The 18,375-nt window shown below is 61.7% G+C and carries 16 protein-coding genes and 2 pseudogenes; 9 read left to right on the plus strand and 9 right to left on the minus strand.

Annotated elements, in window-relative coordinates; all coding sequences use genetic code 11:
* Positions 1-6 precede the first annotated feature (6 nt).
* The 5 genes from metH to DFR67_RS25490 all read right to left on the minus strand — a co-directional run bounded on the left by metH (position 7) and on the right by DFR67_RS25490 (position 7,662).
* The gene (gene metH / locus DFR67_RS25465) at positions 7-3,579 is read right to left on the minus strand and encodes a methionine synthase (protein WP_110472277.1); all 3,573 of its coding nucleotides are present in this window, start codon (positions 3,577-3,579) and stop codon (positions 7-9) included.
* Positions 3,580-3,778: 199 nt separating this feature from the next.
* Positions 3,779-5,473 carry a nitrite/sulfite reductase gene (locus tag DFR67_RS25475; RefSeq protein ID WP_110472279.1) on the minus strand — a complete coding sequence of 565 codons (1,695 nt, stop codon included), beginning with the start codon at positions 5,471-5,473 and terminating at the stop codon, positions 3,779-3,781.
* Positions 5,470-5,955: a MarR family winged helix-turn-helix transcriptional regulator gene (locus DFR67_RS25480; RefSeq protein WP_110472280.1), complete on the minus strand. Its 486-nt coding sequence runs from the start codon at positions 5,953-5,955 to the stop codon at positions 5,470-5,472. The genes DFR67_RS25475 and DFR67_RS25480 overlap by 4 nt, the downstream gene beginning before the upstream one ends.
* 96 nt (positions 5,956-6,051) lie before the next feature.
* Positions 6,052-7,122 (minus strand): nitronate monooxygenase, encoded by a 1,071-nt coding sequence (locus DFR67_RS25485; protein WP_110472281.1) that lies wholly within the window; start codon positions 7,120-7,122, stop codon positions 6,052-6,054.
* Between the two features lie 84 nt (positions 7,123-7,206).
* The gene (locus DFR67_RS25490; protein WP_245938165.1) at positions 7,207-7,662 is read right to left on the minus strand and encodes a MarR family winged helix-turn-helix transcriptional regulator; all 456 of its coding nucleotides are present in this window, start codon (positions 7,660-7,662) and stop codon (positions 7,207-7,209) included.
* 335 nt (positions 7,663-7,997) lie between these two features.
* Between DFR67_RS25490 and DFR67_RS25495 the strand changes: the two genes are divergently transcribed.
* The 4 genes and pseudogenes from DFR67_RS25495 to DFR67_RS31680 form a co-directional block, all read left to right on the plus strand.
* Positions 7,998-8,861 (plus strand): slipin family protein, encoded by an 864-nt coding sequence (locus DFR67_RS25495; RefSeq protein ID WP_110472282.1) that lies wholly within the window; start codon positions 7,998-8,000, stop codon positions 8,859-8,861.
* A 122-nt stretch (positions 8,862-8,983) separates the two neighbouring features.
* Entirely contained in the window at positions 8,984-9,607 is a 624-nt protein-coding gene (locus DFR67_RS25500; RefSeq protein ID WP_425451344.1) for a carbonic anhydrase, read from the plus strand.
* 128 nt (positions 9,608-9,735) lie between these two features.
* Positions 9,736-10,158 carry a hypothetical protein gene (locus DFR67_RS25505; RefSeq protein ID WP_110472347.1) on the plus strand — a complete coding sequence of 141 codons (423 nt, stop codon included), beginning with the start codon at positions 9,736-9,738 and terminating at the stop codon, positions 10,156-10,158.
* A 148-nt stretch (positions 10,159-10,306) separates the two neighbouring features.
* Positions 10,307-10,423 (plus strand): annotated as a pseudogene (locus DFR67_RS31680) (DUF488 domain-containing protein); the annotation flags it as partial.
* A gap of 62 nt (positions 10,424-10,485) precedes the next feature.
* Here the strand turns inward: DFR67_RS31680 and istB are convergent.
* Together istB and DFR67_RS25515 are read right to left on the minus strand one after the other, a co-directional pair.
* Positions 10,486-11,337 (minus strand): IS21-like element helper ATPase IstB, encoded by an 852-nt coding sequence (istB, locus tag DFR67_RS25510; protein WP_109671159.1) that lies wholly within the window; start codon positions 11,335-11,337, stop codon positions 10,486-10,488.
* Positions 11,334-12,686 carry a Mu transposase domain-containing protein gene (locus DFR67_RS25515; protein WP_110472284.1) on the minus strand — a complete coding sequence of 451 codons (1,353 nt, stop codon included), beginning with the start codon at positions 12,684-12,686 and terminating at the stop codon, positions 11,334-11,336. Before DFR67_RS25515 ends, istB begins: the two co-directional genes overlap by 4 nt.
* Before the next feature lie 133 nt (positions 12,687-12,819).
* On the opposite strand from DFR67_RS25515, the pseudogene DFR67_RS25520 reads away from it, so the two are divergent.
* Positions 12,820-13,242, plus strand: a pseudogene (locus tag DFR67_RS25520) (DUF488 domain-containing protein); the annotation flags it as partial.
* Positions 13,243-13,359: 117 nt separating this feature from the next.
* Here the strand turns inward: DFR67_RS25520 and DFR67_RS25525 are convergent.
* The gene (locus tag DFR67_RS25525) at positions 13,360-13,797 is read right to left on the minus strand and encodes a hypothetical protein (protein ID WP_110472286.1); all 438 of its coding nucleotides are present in this window, start codon (positions 13,795-13,797) and stop codon (positions 13,360-13,362) included.
* Positions 13,798-14,147: 350 nt separating this feature from the next.
* Here DFR67_RS25525 and DFR67_RS30980 point away from each other — a divergent pair, with 350 nt between their 5' ends.
* The 3 genes from DFR67_RS30980 to DFR67_RS25540 all read left to right on the plus strand — a co-directional run bounded on the left by DFR67_RS30980 (position 14,148) and on the right by DFR67_RS25540 (position 15,708).
* Positions 14,148-14,633 (plus strand): hypothetical protein, encoded by a 486-nt coding sequence (locus DFR67_RS30980; RefSeq protein ID WP_211325159.1) that lies wholly within the window; start codon positions 14,148-14,150, stop codon positions 14,631-14,633.
* 149 nt (positions 14,634-14,782) lie between these two features.
* Positions 14,783-15,109, plus strand: coding sequence for a GreA/GreB family elongation factor (locus DFR67_RS25535; RefSeq protein WP_245938161.1), 327 nt, complete (start codon positions 14,783-14,785; stop codon positions 15,107-15,109).
* Between the two features lie 44 nt (positions 15,110-15,153).
* Entirely contained in the window at positions 15,154-15,708 is a 555-nt protein-coding gene (locus DFR67_RS25540; protein ID WP_110472288.1) for a hypothetical protein, read from the plus strand.
* Between the two features lie 264 nt (positions 15,709-15,972).
* Here DFR67_RS25540 and DFR67_RS25545 read toward each other — a convergent pair whose 3' ends face one another.
* On the minus strand, positions 15,973-16,869 hold the full coding sequence (locus DFR67_RS25545) for a LysR substrate-binding domain-containing protein (RefSeq protein WP_342766759.1): 897 nt from the start codon (positions 16,867-16,869) through the stop codon (positions 15,973-15,975).
* Between the two features lie 84 nt (positions 16,870-16,953).
* Here DFR67_RS25545 and DFR67_RS25550 point away from each other — a divergent pair, with 84 nt between their 5' ends.
* On the plus strand, positions 16,954-18,141 hold the full coding sequence (locus DFR67_RS25550; protein WP_110472289.1) for an acyl-CoA dehydrogenase family protein: 1,188 nt from the start codon (positions 16,954-16,956) through the stop codon (positions 18,139-18,141).
* The last annotated feature ends 234 nt before the right edge of the window (positions 18,142-18,375 follow it).

The following is an 18,375-nucleotide window of genomic DNA, read 5'->3' on the forward strand; positions in this document are numbered from 1 at the left end:
ACTAGGTCAGGTGTTGAAGTACTTCGCTTCGGGGTGATGAAGGACAAAAGCATCGGTCGACTGCTCGGGATGTAGCTGTAATTCCTCAGACAGGTGGACCCCGATGCGCTGTGCGTCGAGCAGTGCGACCAGCTTGGTGCGATCGTCGAGATTGGGGCAGGCTCCGTAACCGAAGGCGTAACGTGCGCCCCGATAGTCGAGGTCGAAGAATCCCTGTGGTGTGTCGGGATCGTCGGCACCCGCGGTTCGTCCGCCGAAGTTTAGTTCTGCGCGGACCCGCTGGTGCCAGAATTCTGCGAGCGCCTCGGTCAGTTGCACCCCGATGCCGTGGACTTCCAGATAGTCGCGGTATGCGTTGTCGGCGAACAACTGTGCGGCATAGTCGGCGATGGGTTGGCCCATCGTGACCAACTGCATGGGCAAGACATCGACCTGACCGTTGGCGAGCGCACTGCGGCGCGATCGAATGAAGTCTGCAATGCACAGGAACCGACTTCGCTGCTGCCGCGGAAACTGGAAGGTGACTCGGGTTTTCGCTGTTGGGGATGGATGCTCCAAGACGTGGACGGTATCGCCGTCGCTGATCGCCGGGAAGTATCCGTAGACCACCTTTGCGTGTTGGATGATGCCTTCGGTGGTGAGGCGTTCGATCCATTGGCGTAGCCGTGGTCGTCCTTCGGATTCGACCAGGTCGTCGTAGCTGGGGCCGGTGGCGCCGCGCGTCCCGCGCAGCCCCCACTGACCTAAGAACAGTGCACGCTCGTCGAGGAGTTCGAGGTAGTCGGTGACGGGCACGCCGGCGGCGATGCGGGTTCCCCAGAACGGTGGGGTCGGGACGGGGTGATCGTCCTTCACGTCGGACCGAATTGGCACCTCTACAGGTATCTCGGTGGCCTTGCGCTGCAGTGCGATGCGTTGTGAACGTTCGTGGCGGGCCTTACGTTCAGCGAGTTTCGCTGCGGCAGCGTCCGCCTCGGGGCTGTTCGGTGGCGGGCCGTGCCCACGTTTGGTGGCCATGATGTCGTCCATCAGTCGTAGACCTTCGAACGCGTCGCGGGCATAGTGGACCTGGCCGGGGTAGGTGACGGCGAGATCGGTTTCAACGAATGCGCGCGTCAGTGCGGCTCCACCGAGCAATACCGGATACCTTTCGGCGAGACCTCGCGCGGTGATCTCGTGCAGATTGTCTTTCATGACAACGGTGGATTTGACCAACAACCCGGACATACCGATGACATCGGCCCGTTCGCCTTCGGCGGCGTCGAGGATTGAGGTGATGGGTTGCTTGATGCCGAGGTTGACTACGTCGTAGCCGTTGTTCGACAGGATGATGTCGACGAGATTCTTGCCGATGTCGTGGACGTCGCCTTTGACGGTCGCGAGCACGATGCGTCCCTTACCGTCGGCGTCAGCTGCCTCCATATGCGGTTCTAGATGTGAGACAGCGACTTTCATCACTTCGGCAGACTGCAGCACGAACGGTAGTTGCATCTGACCCGAGCCGAAGAGTTCGCCGACTGTCTTCATGCCCGATAGCAGGGTGTCGTTGATGATTGCCAGTGGCGGCGTGCGCTCCATAGCGGCATCGAGATCGCTGCTCAGGCCTTCGCGTTCGCCGTCGACGATGCGTCGCTCGAGACGGTCGAATAACGGCAGTTGAGCAAGCTCTTGTGCGCGGCTTTCACGAGCGGAGGCCGCTGAGACACCCTCGAACAGTGCCATCAGCTCTTGCAGAGGATCGTAGCCGTCGCGTCGACGGTCGTAGACCACGTCCAAAGCAATGGTTCGATGCTCGTCGGGGATCCGCGCGATGGGCAGAATTTTAGAGGCGTGCACGATCGCCGTGTCGAGGCCGGCTTGTACACATTCATGGAGGAACACCGAGTTCAACACTTGCCGTGCAGCGGGATTGAGACCAAAGGAGACGTTCGAAACCCCTAGGGTGAAGTGCACTTTGGGGTGACGTTGCTTCAGCTCTCGGACGGCTTCGATGGTCTCGATAGCGTCGCGGCGCACTTCCTCCTGTCCGGTGGATACCGGAAATGTCAACGTGTCGATGATGATGTCTTCTTCAGCCACATCCCAGTTGGTCGTTATATCAGCGATCAGCCGTTGAGCGATTGCGACTTTCCCCGTCGCGGTGCGTGCTTGTCCTTGCTCGTCGATGGTCAGTGCCACGACGGCAGCGCCATGCTGTGACACCAGCGCCATGATGCGCTGGAATCGTGATTGCGGGCCGTCTCCGTCTTCGTAGTTCACAGAATTAACCACACATCGACCGCCGAGTGCCTCCAGCCCAGCTTGCAGTACTGCAGGTTCAGTCGAGTCGAGCATGATCGGCAGCGTCGAACTGGTGGCCAAACGGCTGGCTAATGCGGACATGTCCTTGGCGCCGTCGCGTCCGACGTAGTCGACGTTGAGATCGAGCATGTGTGCACCGTCGCGGGTTTGCTCCTTCGCTATAGCGAGGCACTGCTGGTAGTTTTCGGCGATCATCGCCTCGCGAAAGGCTTTGGATCCATTGGAATTGGTGCGTTCCCCGATCACCAGAAAAGTGGAATCTTGGTGGAAGGGCACTGCCGTGTACAACGACGATACTCCGGGTTCGTGTTCGATCGTGCGCGATGGCCGAGTCACCGCGCGCAGTGCTTGGCAGACGTGCTTGATGTGCTCGGGCGTGGTGCCGCAGCACCCACCGACCAGCGACAGTCCGTAGTCGCGGACAAATCCTTGCAGTGCGTGGGCGAGTTCTTCCGGGCCCAGCGGGTAGAGCGCCCCATCGGGGCCGAGCGTGGGGAGTCCGGCGTTGGGCATGACGGACACTGGGACGCCGGAGTGGGTGGACAGGTACCGCAGATGTTCACTCATCTCTGCGGGCCCGGTAGCGCAGTTCAATCCGACCAGGTCTACACCTAGCGGCTCGATCGCTGCCAATGCTGCGCCGATGTCGCTGCCCAGGAGCATGGTGCCGGTGGTCTCGACAGTGACATGGGTGATGACCGGGATGTGGCGGCCCAACGACGCCATCGCGTGCCGAGCACCAAGTACCGCCGCTTTGACTTGGAGTAGGTCCTGCGATGTTTCGATGAGCAGCGCATCGGCGCCGGCCTCGATCATTCCCAAGGCGCACTCGATGTAGGCATCACGCAAGACCGCGAACGTGGTGTGACCCAGGCTGGGCAGTTTCGTGCCCGGCCCCATCGAGCCCAACACGAAGCGGGGGCTCGCATCAGTGGCCGAAGTACATTCATCAGCTGCGAAGCGGGCGATTTCGGTGCCTTTACGCGAGAGTTCACGAATGCGATCACCGATCCCGTAGTCCCCGAGATTCGATAGATTGCAACCGAAGGTATTCGTTTCTACTGCGTCCGCACCGGCTTCGAAGTAGGCCCGGTGTATGGCGGAAAGGACGTCCGGTCTGGTGTCGTTGAGGATTTCGTTGCAACCGTCGAGACCAGCGAAGTCGTCCACAGACAAGTCGGCGTTTTGCAGCATGGTTCCCATCGCGCCGTCTCCGACGATGACCCGCTGCGCCACCGTGGTCAGCAGCTCCGAGTCGTACGTTCGCGTCGATGTCATGGCAGAGAGGACTCCTGGCGGGTGGGCGGCGCAATAGTGTGTGGCCGGTCGGTCAGTCGGGTTGCTGTCAATGTGAGGGTGAAAGCACGTTGACACTGGTGACATTCCCACCCCCGGTCCTCACGAGGGTAGAGATCCTGTTCGCCGCAATAGGGGCAGTAGAAGAATTCCATGTCCGGGTTGACCATGTGGTGTGACGTCATCGCGGTGCCGGGGTAAGAGTCGATTCGTCCACCCGCCGAACCCATCCAGCGAAAGTCTCGGCAGGCAGGCAATTCGTTTGATACGTCTGGAGAAGGTGTTCGATATAATCAGGCAGGTCGTCGGCAGCCACTTTGAGGCCGCGCACTTTCCGGCCGAAGCCGACGTCGGCCGACAGCCCGCCTCCCAGTTGCACCTGGAACCCCTCGACGTGCTGACCGGTATCGGTGGTGATGATCTGCCCCCGCAGGCCGATGTCGGCGGTCTGTATTCGGGCACAGGAGTTGGGACACCCGTTGACATTGATGGTGACCGGTACCTCAAAGTCAGGTAGCCGACGTTCGAGTTCAGCGATGATCTGTTTCGCGCGGTCTTTGGTGTTGACGATCGCGAGTTTGCAGAACTCGATACCGGTGCACGCCATGGTGTGCCGGCGAAAGACGCTGGGATCAGCCGACAGTCCCAGCTTTTCGAGCTCCTCGGCAAGTGGAGTGGTGTGTGCTTCTGGTACGTCGAGAATGATTAGTTTTTGGTCGATCGTGGTGCGTACCCGCTGGGAGCCGTAGCGTTCTGCCAGCTCACCAACTCGCGTCAACATCTCGCCTGATGTGCGTCCCACGCTCGGTGTCACACCCACGTAGAACCGGCCGTCTTTTTGCGGGTATATACCGACATGGTCGCGCCGCAGGGTGCTGGGCGGTGCAGCTGCCGGCCCTTCCACAAGAGTGAACCCAAGGAATTCCTCCTGCAGAACGGTGCGGAACTTCTCGGTTCCCCAGTCCGCGAGCAGGAACTTCAGGCGCGCTTTGGCCCGTGCGCGACGGTAACCGTAGTCACGGAACAAGGACGTGACGCCCACCCAGACTGCAGGTACTTGCTCTGGCGGGACAAACACTCCGAGCCGCTGGGCATACATGGGGTTGGTGGACAGGCCCCCGCCCACCCACAGATCAAACCCTCGTTGCCCCTCTGGCCCAAGAACTCCTACAAACGCGACATCGTTGATCTCGTGAATGGTGCAGTGCCGGGAACATCCGGAGATGGCGGTCTTGTACTTACGCGGCAAATTGGAGAAGGCGGGGTCGCCGACGAACGGGGCCAGTGCGTTGAGCGATGGTGTGCCGTCGATCACCTCGTCGGCAGCGATGCCGGCAACCGGGCAGCCGAGCATGTTCCGGGGCGTGTCCCCGCAGGCTTCGATGGTCGAAAGCCCCACCGACTCCAACTGTTCCCAGATCGCCGGGACGTCTTCAATACGTACCCAATGGAACTGAATGTTCTGCCGGTTGGTGATGTCGGCAGTGTTTCGGGCGTACTGCCTCGACAGTTCACCGATGACCCGCAGTTGGGCGGTCGACAGTTGACCGCCGGCGATGCGAACCCGAAGCATGAAGTAGCTGTCCTCGAGGTCCTCGGCGTCGAGCTTGGCTGTCCTGCCTCCCTCGATCCCTGGGCGTCGCTGGGTGTACAGGCCGTACCACCGAAAACGGCCACGCAGATCCGACGGATCAATCGAGGCGAACCCGTTGCGCGCATACACGCCGATGATGCGATCGCGAACATCGAGGCCGTCGCTGTCGCGTTTGAACCGTTCGGTGAAGTTCAGCGGCTCACGATATCCATGAGCCCACTGCCCCTCACTGCGAGTGCGGACTGTTCTGGGACGCGCTCGAGGAGTCGCTCCTGTAGTCATAGCGGCACCGGGCTCTGCGTACCGATGGTGTACTCGTCGCCGGCGTGGACATGCAACTCACGCAGCCCGGCGACGCACGCTGCGCGTGTCTGGGGGTCCAGCCGGTCGAGCAACTGCGCCAGTTCACGCCGTCGATCAGCGACAGCCTCGCGCACCACAGCATGACCGCGGGTAGTCAAGCTCAACGTCACCACACTCCGGTGCGAAGGCTCATTCCCGCGCTCGACGTAGCCTGCTGCGCAGAGCTTGTCAGCCATCCTGGTCACAGAAGAACCCGCCAATCCCAGAGCTTGGGCCACGTGGGTGGAGGGAAGCGCGCGCTGCTCGTGCAAGACGAGCATCAATCGAAACTGCGGCAAAGTGAGCACATCGTTGATCGCGGTGAGGCTGCGCAGCGCGACACCGACAAGGTCGCGAGTAGCCACTTCGAATACATCGAGGTCGCCTTCGGTAACGGGTGCGGAACGAATCTTCTCTTGCATAGAGCAAGTCTTGCATAAAGCAATACATTTGGCTACATCGTCCACAGTCGTGCGCCGACCTGATTCCAGAAGCCTGCTGGTGCGCGTCGTGGCAGGTCAGCTGCCAGGATTGGCGAGGTGGCGTTGCGCCTCGTCCCACAGTCGCTTGATGACGTCGGCGGCGGGGTCGGCGCGGGCTGATCGATAGCCCGCACCGGCCCACACATTGGTCATGTCTGCATTGGCGGCGTGCATCGCTGCCTCTCGTAGCGGTCCGGTCATCGTGTTGACCTCTGGGTAGGCCGCGGGTGCGTAACGATTGAACTCGCGGTGGAAGAGATTCGACAGCCCTCGTGCTGGTCGGCCGGAAAACGCCCTCGTCACTACCGTTGTAGTGAACCGGGGGTCGGCCAAAGCGTCGCGACGAACGGGATGGGTCCCAGCTTCGGGACAGCGCAACAGCAGGGTTCCGACGGCGACCGCTGAAGCACCTGCGTTGAGCAATTGTGCGACGTCGGCGCCGGTTGAGACTCCCCCGGCGGCAATCAGCGGCAGACTCGTCACCTGTGACACTTTGTCGAGGAGCACGCGCAGTTCGATGTCGGGCGGTTCCGTACCCACGGAAAATGTTGACCGATGTCCGCCCGCCAAGGGTCCTTGCACTACGAGGTAGTCAGCTCCTCGATCTGCCGCGTCGCGCGCGTCGTGCGGCGAGGTGACGGTCACCACCACCTGCGTGTGCACCTCCTTGAGGCGGGCCACGTCGACGAGACGGGGAAGTCCGAAGGTAAAAGACAACCACGGCACCCGTGAGTCAACGAGGACGTCGACTTTGGCCGCATAGTCGCTGACGCCGTCCACCACGTCGGGCACCTGCGCTCCCAGAGCGGCGGCTACAGGGCTCAAGCGATGACGATAGGCACGCAGGGCAGCGTAGTCAGGTGTGAAGCTTGGTTCGGGGACAAAAACATTCACGCCGAACCGCTCCACTCCCTGATCGCGGACCCCGGCGACGGCGTAGCGTATCGCCGCGGGACTGATCGTTGCCCCCGCGAGGAAGCCCAACGCGCCAGCGCCGGAGACTGCGGTCACCAGATCGACTGTTGTAGGCCCGCCGGCCATGGGCGCGCCGACGATCGGAATGGGCAGATCCGCAAGGACGTTCCCGCAATTCTCGGTCGATGTCATCGTCAGCCTTCCACTACAGAACTCCAGACCGGAACGTTCCCAACCATGCACAGTGACCGACCTCGCTGTAGCGACATGTCTCACTTACCGCCCACGGTCGTCCCAGGTCGGCAACGTCAGCATCGACCCGAGGTGTTTGAGTTCGTCTCGATGCATCGCACTCAGACGTGCCAAAATCCGTTGGCCTTGTTCAGTGAGCTCGACCCGCACCATGCGGGCGTCGTCCGGATGAACTGCCCGCTCCACAAGCTGCTGCTTCTGCGCCCGGTTCACCAGTTCCACCACACTGTGATGACGCAGCTGCAAGCGATCGGACAGCTCAGCTATGCTCGCCCATTCCCGATCGGGGTAACCCTTGAGCGCCAACATCATCTGGTACTGCTGAGGCGCAATTCCATGAGCCCGAACCGCTTCCTCACTGAACCGCAAGTAGCGCCGGATGCCAAAACGGAAGCGCGCCAGCGCCTCAAACTCCCGCTTCGATAGCGGCTCTGGGTCGTGCTCACCATCCCTAAAAGCATCGTCGTCAGGGGTCATCATTTCACTCACAGTCACCTCACTTCCATCGTTACACGATACAGCTCGGGGGCTAGCATTCCGCGCCGTCTAGATGGGTCGAGACTCAAAACAACTCGTTACACGGCGCATTCGTCGTTCGCTCAGCAGCCCACCCCACCTACCGCCAGGTAGGTCGTAACTAATTTCTATCGTGTTACGATGTACCTGTCACGTTGAAGTGCTGACCGGTTGACAGGTACTACGACGGGCGACCGTCAGGCGGCGCGCGCCGCCGCCGGTCGCGTAATCCTCGTTACCTGGCTGCTGCGGCTCCCCAGGTCCGAACAGGGACGCCACTGACTAGGTAGGAGTTGGCAATGATCGCAATACTTCTGTATGCACTCGCCGCGATAGGCGGCCTCGCCGCGTTGTTGGCGGCGACGAGCGTGCGCGTAATCAAGCAGTACGAGCAGGGGGTCGTGTTTCGACTCGGCAGAGTGATGCCTGACGTTCGTGCTCCTGGCCTCATCACGCTGATTCCCATTGTTGACCGCCTGGAGAAGGTGAGCATGCAGATCGTCACCATGCCGGTGCCGGCCCAGGATGGGATCACCCGTGACAACGTCACCGTCCGAGTGGACGCTGTGGTCTACTTCAACGTTTCTGACCCCGTACGCGCGGCCGTGGATGTGCAAGATTACATCTCCGCTATCGGTCAAGTCGCTCAGACGTCCCTACGTTCCATCATTGGTAAAAGTGACCTCGACGACCTGTTGTCGAACCGCGAGCGCCTCAACGAGGGCCTCGAGTTGATGATCGACAGTTCGGCCCTTGGATGGGGCGTGCACATCGACCGGGTCGAGATCAAAGATGTCGTGCTTCCCGATTCGATGAAGCGCTCGATGTCCAGACAGGCTGAGGCCGAACGAGAGCGGCGGGCACGAGTGATCACCGCCGATGGCGAACTCCAAGCATCGGCGAAGTTGGCGCAGGCCGCCGAAGCGATGACTGAGCATCCCGCAGCATTACAGCTTCGCCTGTTGCAAACCGTGGTAGAAGTTGCTGCCGAGAAGAATTCGACGTTGGTACTTCCGTTCCCGGTGGAGCTGCTGCGGTTTCTCGAACGAGCGACCCCACCTGAGGACCCGCCGACCGCACAGCCGCCCAATCCAGATGGGGCGATTATGCCCAGAACCAACAGCGCCCCAGCCGAATATCAGGCGCGGTGCTACGTCACCTGAAGACCTGACAACGTAAAACTACGACTGACGTACAGCACGTCGTTATCGTGCGGACATCCCACCCGGCGGCGGCACAAGGAGAGGTTCAATTCTATGACGCACAGTGAGGCTTCGGTATGAACGTGGCAGCATTGGCACCGGCGGATGCGTGGGCACAGTTACGCGAGGGCAATAACAGATTCGTCGCTGGACGCCCGCATCATCCCAGCCAAGACATCGGTGATCGTGAGCGACTGGCTCACGGACAACACCCTAAAGCGGTCATATTCGGATGCGCAGATTCCCGGGTAGCTGCTGAGATCATCTTCGACCAGGGATTAGGTGATGTATTTGTAGTTCGCACTGCTGGACATGTCATCGGCAGTTCGGTGCTGGGTTCGATCGAGTACGCCGTAGACATCCTCGACGTACCTCTGATCGTGATCCTCGGGCACGACAGCTGCGGTGCGGTCGAAGCAGCACTCGGCGCCCTCGATAACTTGGACATCGCCGGCGGTCATATTCGCGACCTGGTCGAACGCGTCACACCGAGCATTCTGCTGGGCCGGAGTGAAGGCCTCACCACTGTCGACGAGTTCGAGGCCCGCCATGTCCAAGAAACCGGCAAGTTACTGATGGAACGCAGCAAAATTATTTCTGCAGGTGTGGCCGATGGTGACATAGGGATCATTGGTCTCACCTACCGCCTCGCAGACGGCAACGTCCATCTCTGCGCAGCGGTTGGGGATGTGAATGATGATGTGTAGCTGAAGTACACGAACGCCGGCGAAGAAGCTCACTGGACGAGTTCACCTCGTGACGAGGATGGCCATCACGCGGTCGTCCACCCTCTGGCACAGGTGAGAATGCCTCGACGATGGGAAGCGTCACCGTCATGAATTTCGAGCAATCCCTCGCGATAGCAATTGTCTTCGTCTGGTTAGGCATGGTGTTGGCTATCTCGTTCCTAGAGACCCCCTTAAAGTTTCGGGCGCCGGGGGTGGACGTGCCAACTGGTCTTGGAATTGGCCGGCTAATTTTTCGTGCATTGAACACGGTTGAAGTAGTGCTCGCGTTAGCGCTCGTCGCCGTACTTGTCACCGACCGTCCAGATGCAACGACAGCAGTGACGGCCGGTGTGACGGTTGCGATTCTCGCCCTGCAAGTAGTCCTTGTACGGCCCCGGCTAACGCGCCGAACCAACCTTGTTCTTGCCGGGGACGACGTTCCCCACTCGTACGCACACCATGCTTATATCGCTCTCGAGGTGGCCAAGGTCCTGGGCCTATTGGCCACCGGAATCGTGCTGTTGAGTTGATACGCCGGCTGTCACAACCGCCTACCGCCTCGACAAGGAAGCACGAGCTCAAGGTGAGGGTGCATGGGACAACCCCCTTGCCCACTGCATTCCGCACCGGCAGAGTCGTAATGTCAAAGTCTCATCCTGAACAAACAGGTGCCAGAACATGCTGATTTCTGTTGGTCACGGACGTCTGAACAAAGACGAGCTGCTGGCGCTGCTGCAGCAGTCCTCGATTGACGAGGTTGTTGATATTCGTCGTTTCCCGGGTAGTCGGCACAATTGACGGGGCTCAGGAAAGTTCCCCAGTGGTGCTCATCGAAATTCCCCACCCGTGAGGTGGGTCTACTGTAGCGGCCGGCGGATGGTTCCGGCGGCGGTGCGGTGGTTTTCTGATCGGGCGTGGTGGTCTCGCAGGCGATAGGAATCTCCGTCGAGTTTGAGGACAACTGAGCGGTGCAGGAGCCGGTCGAGCATGGCCGCTGCGACGGTGGTGTCGCCGAGGACTTCGCCCCATTCGGAGACGCTGCGGTTGGTGGTGATCACGATTGACGTCTTCAGATATCGTTGTGCCACAACCTGAAACAACGCAGAGGCAGCCTCGGCAGGCAGCGGTAGATACCCCAGCTCATCAATCACCAAGAGTGTCGGCCCGGCATAGAACCGCATGCAGGTGGCCCACCTGCCTTCGATAGCCGCTTTGTGGCAGCGGGCCGCCAGATCGGCGGCGGTGGTGACATAGGTGCGGTACCCGGCGTGCACCGCAGCTCGGGCCAGCCCGACTGCCAGATGTGTCTTTCCTGTGCCTGGCGGGCCCATGAGCAGGACATTTGTAGCTGATTCGAGGTATCCGCAGGTGCCGAGTTCGGCGATCAGCTGGCGGTCCACGCCGGGAGCGGCGTCGTAGTCGAACCCGTCTAAGGTGGCTGGGGTGGGCAGGCTCGCGAACCGCAACCGGCCGGCCAGGCGCCGGGCTTGATTCTCTTCGACTTCTACGGCTAGGAGTTGTTCGAGGGTGCTGGTCATCGACCACCCCTCGCCCTGTGCCCGCTCGAGCATCCCGGGCAAGGCCTCCGCGGCGGCGTGGAGTTTGAGCACCGCCAGGTGGTGCCGCAGTTGCTGGTAGACCGAGATCTCAGCCTGCGTGGCCGGCTCAGGCACCGCGTTGGTGGTGGTTGTTGTTTTGGTGCGGGTCATCGCAGCGTGGTCCTGTTCTGTGCGGCGCGCTCATAAGCGCTCATGTCGATCACGGTGGCAGACTCGTCGGCCGCGGCTACCGTGTGGGAGTTGTTGTTCAGCAATAGATCTGCAGCAGCGAGCGCGCTCTTGCCGGGTGGGATCCGTTGCTTGCGGCGGTGCGGAGGTCCACCGGTGTTGGCCGTGGCCATCACTTCGGTATTGAGCGCATGGACGTGGCCGTGATCGCGGACCATCACCCCCGACCCCTCAGCGGCGAGGCGATGGCGGGCGATGACGATCCCGCCGGCGGTGGCGATATCGATGTGGGCGTCGCCGAGCTGATGGGTCACCATCACCTCGCCCATCGCCGGCTCCGGCGGCACCGAATACTGATTGCCTTTCCACGCCACCATCGCCTGCCGGTTCACCTTCCGGGTCTCGGTCATCGTCGCCGGATAGGGTGAAGTCGGCAGCGATGCCAGGGGTTCACGCCCAGCAACCGTTGCGACGGTGGACTTTCCGTCAGCGGTGACCCGGACGCGGGTGTCTCCTCGGCGAGTGCAGAACGTGTCCAAACTTTTCTGGGCTTGCTCGGCGGTGACGTCATCGCCCAGGGTCCGCCACCACCGCTGAGCGGCGACCCGGTTGGCAGCCTCCACGACACCTTTGCGATTGCCGCGCCGCGGCGGGCAGATCGCCACACTGACCCCGTAATACTTGGCCACTCCCGCGAAAGATGCTGTCACCGAGCCCGAATCGGGATGGCAGACCGTGGCCATCCGGTCAAACCGCCACACCTTCGTGAGGCCGCCATGCTGGCGGGCGACCCGGCCGAGGCCGGCGATCAACGTCGGCTGGGTCATTTCGGCGGCCAAAGAGCCCCGCCAACGCCCCGAGTGGGCCAGCGACCCAACCAGCAGATGCGCAGTCTTACCCCAGCCCCACGACGATGGCGGGTCGGGTAGGTCCACCCAATCCCATTGCTTCTCTTCACCCGCCGGGTGATCGATGATCGCATTCGGGCGGCTGGTCGCGGTCTGACATTGCGGGCAGACCGGGCGCAGGTTCCGAGTGCGGATCTGGCGGGTCAGCGTCTGATAGGACTGGGTGTAGCCGAGGTCTTCGAGCTCATCGCACAACGTTCGGGCCCACAGATGTGGGTCGTCGATCAAGCGTGCGGTGATGTAGGCGACGAACACCTCGAACGCATCGACGGCGCTGCGCGCCCGCACACCGGGCGAGCGGGTGCCGTTGAGATAGGCGCGGACCGTTTTGCGGTCTCGGCCGGTGTGGCGGGCGATCGCCGAGATCGTCAACCCTCGTTTGTGCAGGGCGTGTACTTCCATATCGTCCTCCCATGTAAGCATGAGGAAGCGGGTCTCCTTCGAGTAGCTGATGAGTGGTCAGAGACCATCAGCATCGAGGGAGACCCGCCCTCGTTGGCGGTGCCACACGGGTGGGGAATTTCCGTAAGCGTTACTGGGGAATTTCAATGAGCGCCGTCACAATCCAGATGTCGGTAGCGATGCCATGACTCAGTGGGTGGCTCAGGGCGGTATTAGATACCGCACCGATCCTCGACTCGGAGGGCGGCGTCGCCTGCCAGCCGACGCTGTGGTCGAGGATTCCTGGTGGCGAGTACAGCAGTTCGCTGCCTACGCAGCCCATACCCGCACACCAGAGTTCACGGCCGCCGTTCGTGAACTCCTCGAATCCGAGGGACGCACCGCGATGATGTGCAGTGAAAGCGTGTGGTGGCGATGCCACCGCAGACTCGTGGCCGACGTTGTCGTGATGCGATGGAACGCACCCGTTGAACATCTCATGCATACCGGACGACTCACGCCACACTCACCGGCAGCCGGCGCCCGCATCAGAGCGGACGGACACATAATTTGGGACGGCGATCCCGACCGTCGGTAACGACGTAGGCTCCCGTCCCCTACGCCGTCGTATCGGCAGTATGGGTCGCGAGCGGACCCCTCAGCACACCGCGACATCAACCAGTAACCGAGAGCGTTCATGGGGGGCTCGCGTCGCTCAGCAGCTGGTCGTCAGCGGGCCTTTCGTTTTTGGGTTCGACGTGCCGTCGACGGCGGCCGCTTCCAAGTCGAGCGTGCTGTGAGCCAGAGCTAGGTAGCGCAGTGCCAACTCCACACCCGTTCTGTACCCCGCGTCATACTCGGGATCACGCTTGGGGGCCGTACTGAGCGCACTGGTCAACCGATCTCCGATGGCCTGCAGGTTCGCCCGCTCACGTCGACCATCGGAGCGTCCTCTGGGTATTGAGGCGTCGGTGTGCCCGACCTCCGACGCCAATGTGTCAAGCACGCAGATCCTGGCGAAGCGCATCCCGGCCTCGTGGCCGACACAGAACAGCGACGCACGACGGTCCAAGCGCGCCGTGGTCGAGAAATGCTCGTGCAGAGCAGCTAGTAACTGAGCGAGTGTCCGATTGCCTCGACCGGGGTCAGGCATTCTTACGCCTTCGCACGATCGTCCGTTCCGCCACTGCCCGTTTCTGATCGCGCTTCTCCTTGATCGCTAGACGCTTCTTCTTCGAACTCGAATTCTTCTCTGCCATCGTCCCTCAATGCCATAGGTCAATCGCGGCCGCAAGGACCGCTCACCGACCGACCATAGCCCAATAAAAAATAAAATCCAGCCTGCCCCCGGACGGCTCCGCTCAGACCTCAGCGCGTACCGCAGAATTTCGACATCTTCTCTTCCCCAGTAGATTTCGGGGCAACCCCTGCAGAGAGGAGCGACTGGCATTTATTTATTTTCCGGCTAGAGTCCGAGGAACGGATAAACAAAGGAGTGTGGCCGTGAAAGCGGTTGTCATGGAGTGCTGTATTCGGGTCTGCGCGACGCCGGCGCGGTTTTTGGCGTTTCGACACGACGCGGAGCGACTCGCCAGCGCGGCGTTCTCGGGACGAACGCGGCGTTCGAGCGCGACGGTCGATGCGGGGCCCCGCCTGTTGCTGCGGCAGTGGCACATGCTGAACGACCTAACACGTCTTGGTGAACCGCAGTGCCGAGAGTTGTGTTTGGCCTTCGCCGGCAATCCGGCCCGGGTGACCCCGGCGAAACTCGAGGCGCTGTCCCGCGACATCCTGGCCACGCTCGATACCAGCACAGTGGAGACGTCGACCGAGACTGTTCCGTGGATCCTCACGCTGACGACAGACGTCGATGCTGCGTACCGACGTCAGATGACCGACAGACACCCGACTCTGCACACCAGCGCCAGCACCGCTCCTGGCGATGTGACGCGCTTCAAGACTCTGGCTACGCAGGAAGTCATGCAATGACCACCGTTCCGTTATCCAAAGAACGCCCCGGGGGTCGCCTCGAGCAACAGTTGTCTGAACTGTGTCGATTGCGGACGGAAGTCAGTGCCGAGATGATGGGCCATCGCCGCATGGGTGACTTAGACAACAACGACGCTTACCACCGAAGCGTGACAGACCTCGAAGCACTCGACAGCCAGATAGCTCGGATCCACGCTGTGCTCGAGGTCATCGATGAACCGGACCTCGGAGACGACACCGTTCGGATCGGTTCCGTAGTCACCGTCGAGTTCGATCACGATCACTTCGATCGCGCCCGATTTCTGCTCGGTGCACATGAACAACACGAGCTGGTCGCCGTCGAAATCTGCTCTCCCAATTCGCCACTCGGCCAAGCGATACTGGGTTCGGCAGTGGGAGACGAACGCACCTACGTACTGCCGACGGGACGGGAATGCACGGCAACGGTAGTGGACTGCGTCCACCACCATTGGTGACCGGACCAGTCGACAGTTCCTCAACATCAGGCGGAGTACCGGTAATGATCATCGGCTACGCCGACGACCTCAGACGACGGATATGTAACGCGCTGATCGATTCGGGTGCGGTTGTCGAGGTCATCGACCCCGACCGGCCTGGACTGCGAACTCAACACAGCGGACACCATCGGTCGCGTCACCTCGACGACGTTCCCAACGCATACCGCGACGCCGAGCCGTCCTATGTCGTCACCGTCACCCAAGAGATTGATGACGAGCACCGGTCGCTGCTGGGTCGGTGGCGACGTCGGTGCCACCGACGCGTCGAGACGGCGCGTTTGCTCGGAGCCGCGACCGACGCCACTTCGATACCGGATTCCTGTCGCATCCTTGTCGTCGGAGATGCCCGCAAATCCACCCCGACACGGACCAGCCACTCGTGGATCAAGCACCTCGCGCGCGAGGTCACCTACGAAACCGAGATCAACGGCACTCAAGTGGATTCCGCGACCTACCTACTCGTCAGAAACAACGTGGAACTGCGCAAGTCGCTGAACCTCGTCGCCGCATGGTGGTCGAGGACCAAAGCCACGCGAACGCCGACCGTTGCCTACTGATCGCGCCCTCATGCTGGTAGGACGCTGACTGTCCGCGCTAAATGGTTTTAGCAGCATCTCCTGCCGAGTCCACGCATTCACCGAGAAGCCGCCCTTATGTCAGGTCCGCCGGTCGCGGGCATCACCCCCGGATTGTTGGGCAGCAGCTGAAGCCGGCCGGATCATCGGCCGACCTGCCTCCGCGGGCGCCCACGGTGAGGGCTCGAGCGAGGGTGAAGTCGTGAGGACCGAACGGCCGCGGCGGCGATCGCTATCCGCAGCACGTCAGCTTTCGTACTCCAGGCACTTCGCTAGAACTGCATGCAGCGCTGGGTTGGTGTCGTCCCGACGCCACGCAGCTCGCATGTCGACCGAAGGTGCAGGATCGGTCACGGGAACAAAGGCAACATTCGGATCCATCACATTTCGAGCGACCGATGCCAAAGTGAGGTGACACCCGACCTGCGCGCCGACCAGCGCGAGCGCTGTGTGGGTGTCTGGCGCGACCTGCACGACTTCGGCGACGAATCCGCTCGCCTGCGCGAGTCTGCGCATCCGGTCCGGCAATACCGCGCCTTCATGCGCCGGCAAGGTGATGAATGATTCGCCGGAGAGCTGGGCGATGGAGATCTTCTCACTGCGCGCCAAGGGGTGCGTATCGGCGACGGCGATCACGAGAGAATCGGGCATCACAACCCTCGTCATGATCGTCGAGGGGATGATGTCCCATCGGCCCAGAGCAATATCTGTGTCGCCGTTGGCAAGCCGTCTCATCGCCGGTCGCGCGAAGTTCTGGCTCGACAGCTCCAGTTCGATCCCCGGCGCCCGCAACCGCACCGTGCGCGCCAGCTGGGCGATGAGCCGATTGGTCGAAACACCGGCGAACGCGATCCGCACCAAGCCTGCCTCACCGTCTTCTGCCGCGAGCACCGCGGCCTCTGCGCGTCGCAGAGCTGTGAATACATCCCTGGCCGGCTCGACGAGTGCCCGACCACTTGACGTCAACTTCACCGAGCGGGTGTTGCGTTCGAACAGCCGACTCCCCAGCTTGCGCTCGAGCTGACCGATGGTGCGGCTCAGCGCAGGTTGCGCAACATGGAGCCGCTCTGCGGCACGGCCGAAATGGAGCTCCTCGGCGACGGCCGAAAAAGCTCGCAATTCCCCGATGTTCACCAGCGACATCCATGATTCATGACAACTGAGTTATAACAGAACTGGCAATCGAGTATTGGACTGATACCAATTCCCTGCGGCATAGTCCTCAACATGACCCCAAACGATCCTGCCTTCGCCGAAGATACCCCCGGCGATGTCTTCGCCGATGTCCTCACCCAGATCAACCAATTCATCCGGTTGCGCGTCGTTCCACGTGAACTCGAGATCATGTCGCACGACGAGATCCCCGCCGACCTGCGTCAGCAGGTGAAGGACATGGGTCTTTACGGCTATGCGATTCCCCAGAAATGGGGCGGCCTGGGGCTCGATCCCGCACAGGACGTGGAAGTCGCGATGGAGCTCGGCTACACCGCGCTGTCCCTCCGCTCGTTGTTCGGCACCAACAACGGCATTGCAGGTCAGGTGCTGGTCGGGTTCGGCACGGAGCACCAGCAGGAGCAGTGGCTACCGGGCATCGCCTCCGGTGATATCGTCGCCTCGTTTGCCCTCACCGAACCGGGCGCGGGCTCCAACCCGGCCGGGTTGAAGACCACCGCTACGGCGGACGGTGGAGACTGGATCATCAACGGTAGCAAGCAATTCATCACCAATGCGCCCGACGCCGGCCTCTTCGTGGTCTTCGCCAAGACAGACCTCCAGCCCTCCCGCGGTAATGGGATCGCCGTCTTTCTCGTACCGGCCGACAGCCCTGGCATCGTCGTCGGACCCAAGGACGCGAAGATGGGGCAAGAAGGATCACGCTCGTCAGGCATCACGTTCACCGACGTGCGGGTCGGCGCGGACGCGCTCGTCGGAGGCGACAGCGAAGCCGGGTACCGCGCGGCGCTGACCTCTCTGGCCCGAAGCCGCATGGTCATCGCCGCTCTTGCTGTCGGACAGGCACAACGAGCACTCGACGAATCGGTTGCCTACGCAGCCACCGCCACCCAGGGCGGCACGCCCATCGGCGAATTTCAGCTGGTGCAAGCCATGATCGCCGATCAGCAGACCGGGGTGATGGCCGGGCGCGCACTCGTCCGGGACGCAGCCCGAGCATGGGTGAATGGCACCGACCGTCGGATCGCACCATCGGTCGCAAAGCTGTTCTGCACCGAGATGGCCGGCAAGAACGCTGATCTCGCGGTCCAGGTCCATGGTGGGGCGGGGTACATGCGCGGGGTCGCAGTCGAGCGTATCTACCGCGACGTACGCCTGCTCCGACTGTACGAGGGCACCAGCGAGATCCAGCGCCTCATCATTGGCGGTGGCCTACTTCGTGCCGAGCGGCAGCGCGCATGAGAACCGCTCTGCTGTAACACGATTCGTGATCAATTGGTCTCCAGATCACGGATTTCAGCACCATCGAAGAGGCACGGGTCAATGGCCTCCGTATGATACAGTCAATTGACTGAGTCGATTGACTGTATCTTCTTCGAACCGGGATCACTCCGTCAGGCATAGAAATTTCGGAAGCTGCGGTTCCGCCGTCCACACACTGCGCCGCCCGCATCGGCCTTCCGAACGAACCTCTGC

It is taken from the genome of Williamsia limnetica, assembly GCF_003217475.1.
Taxonomy (GTDB): Bacteria; Actinomycetota; Actinomycetes; order Mycobacteriales; family Mycobacteriaceae; genus Williamsia; species Williamsia limnetica.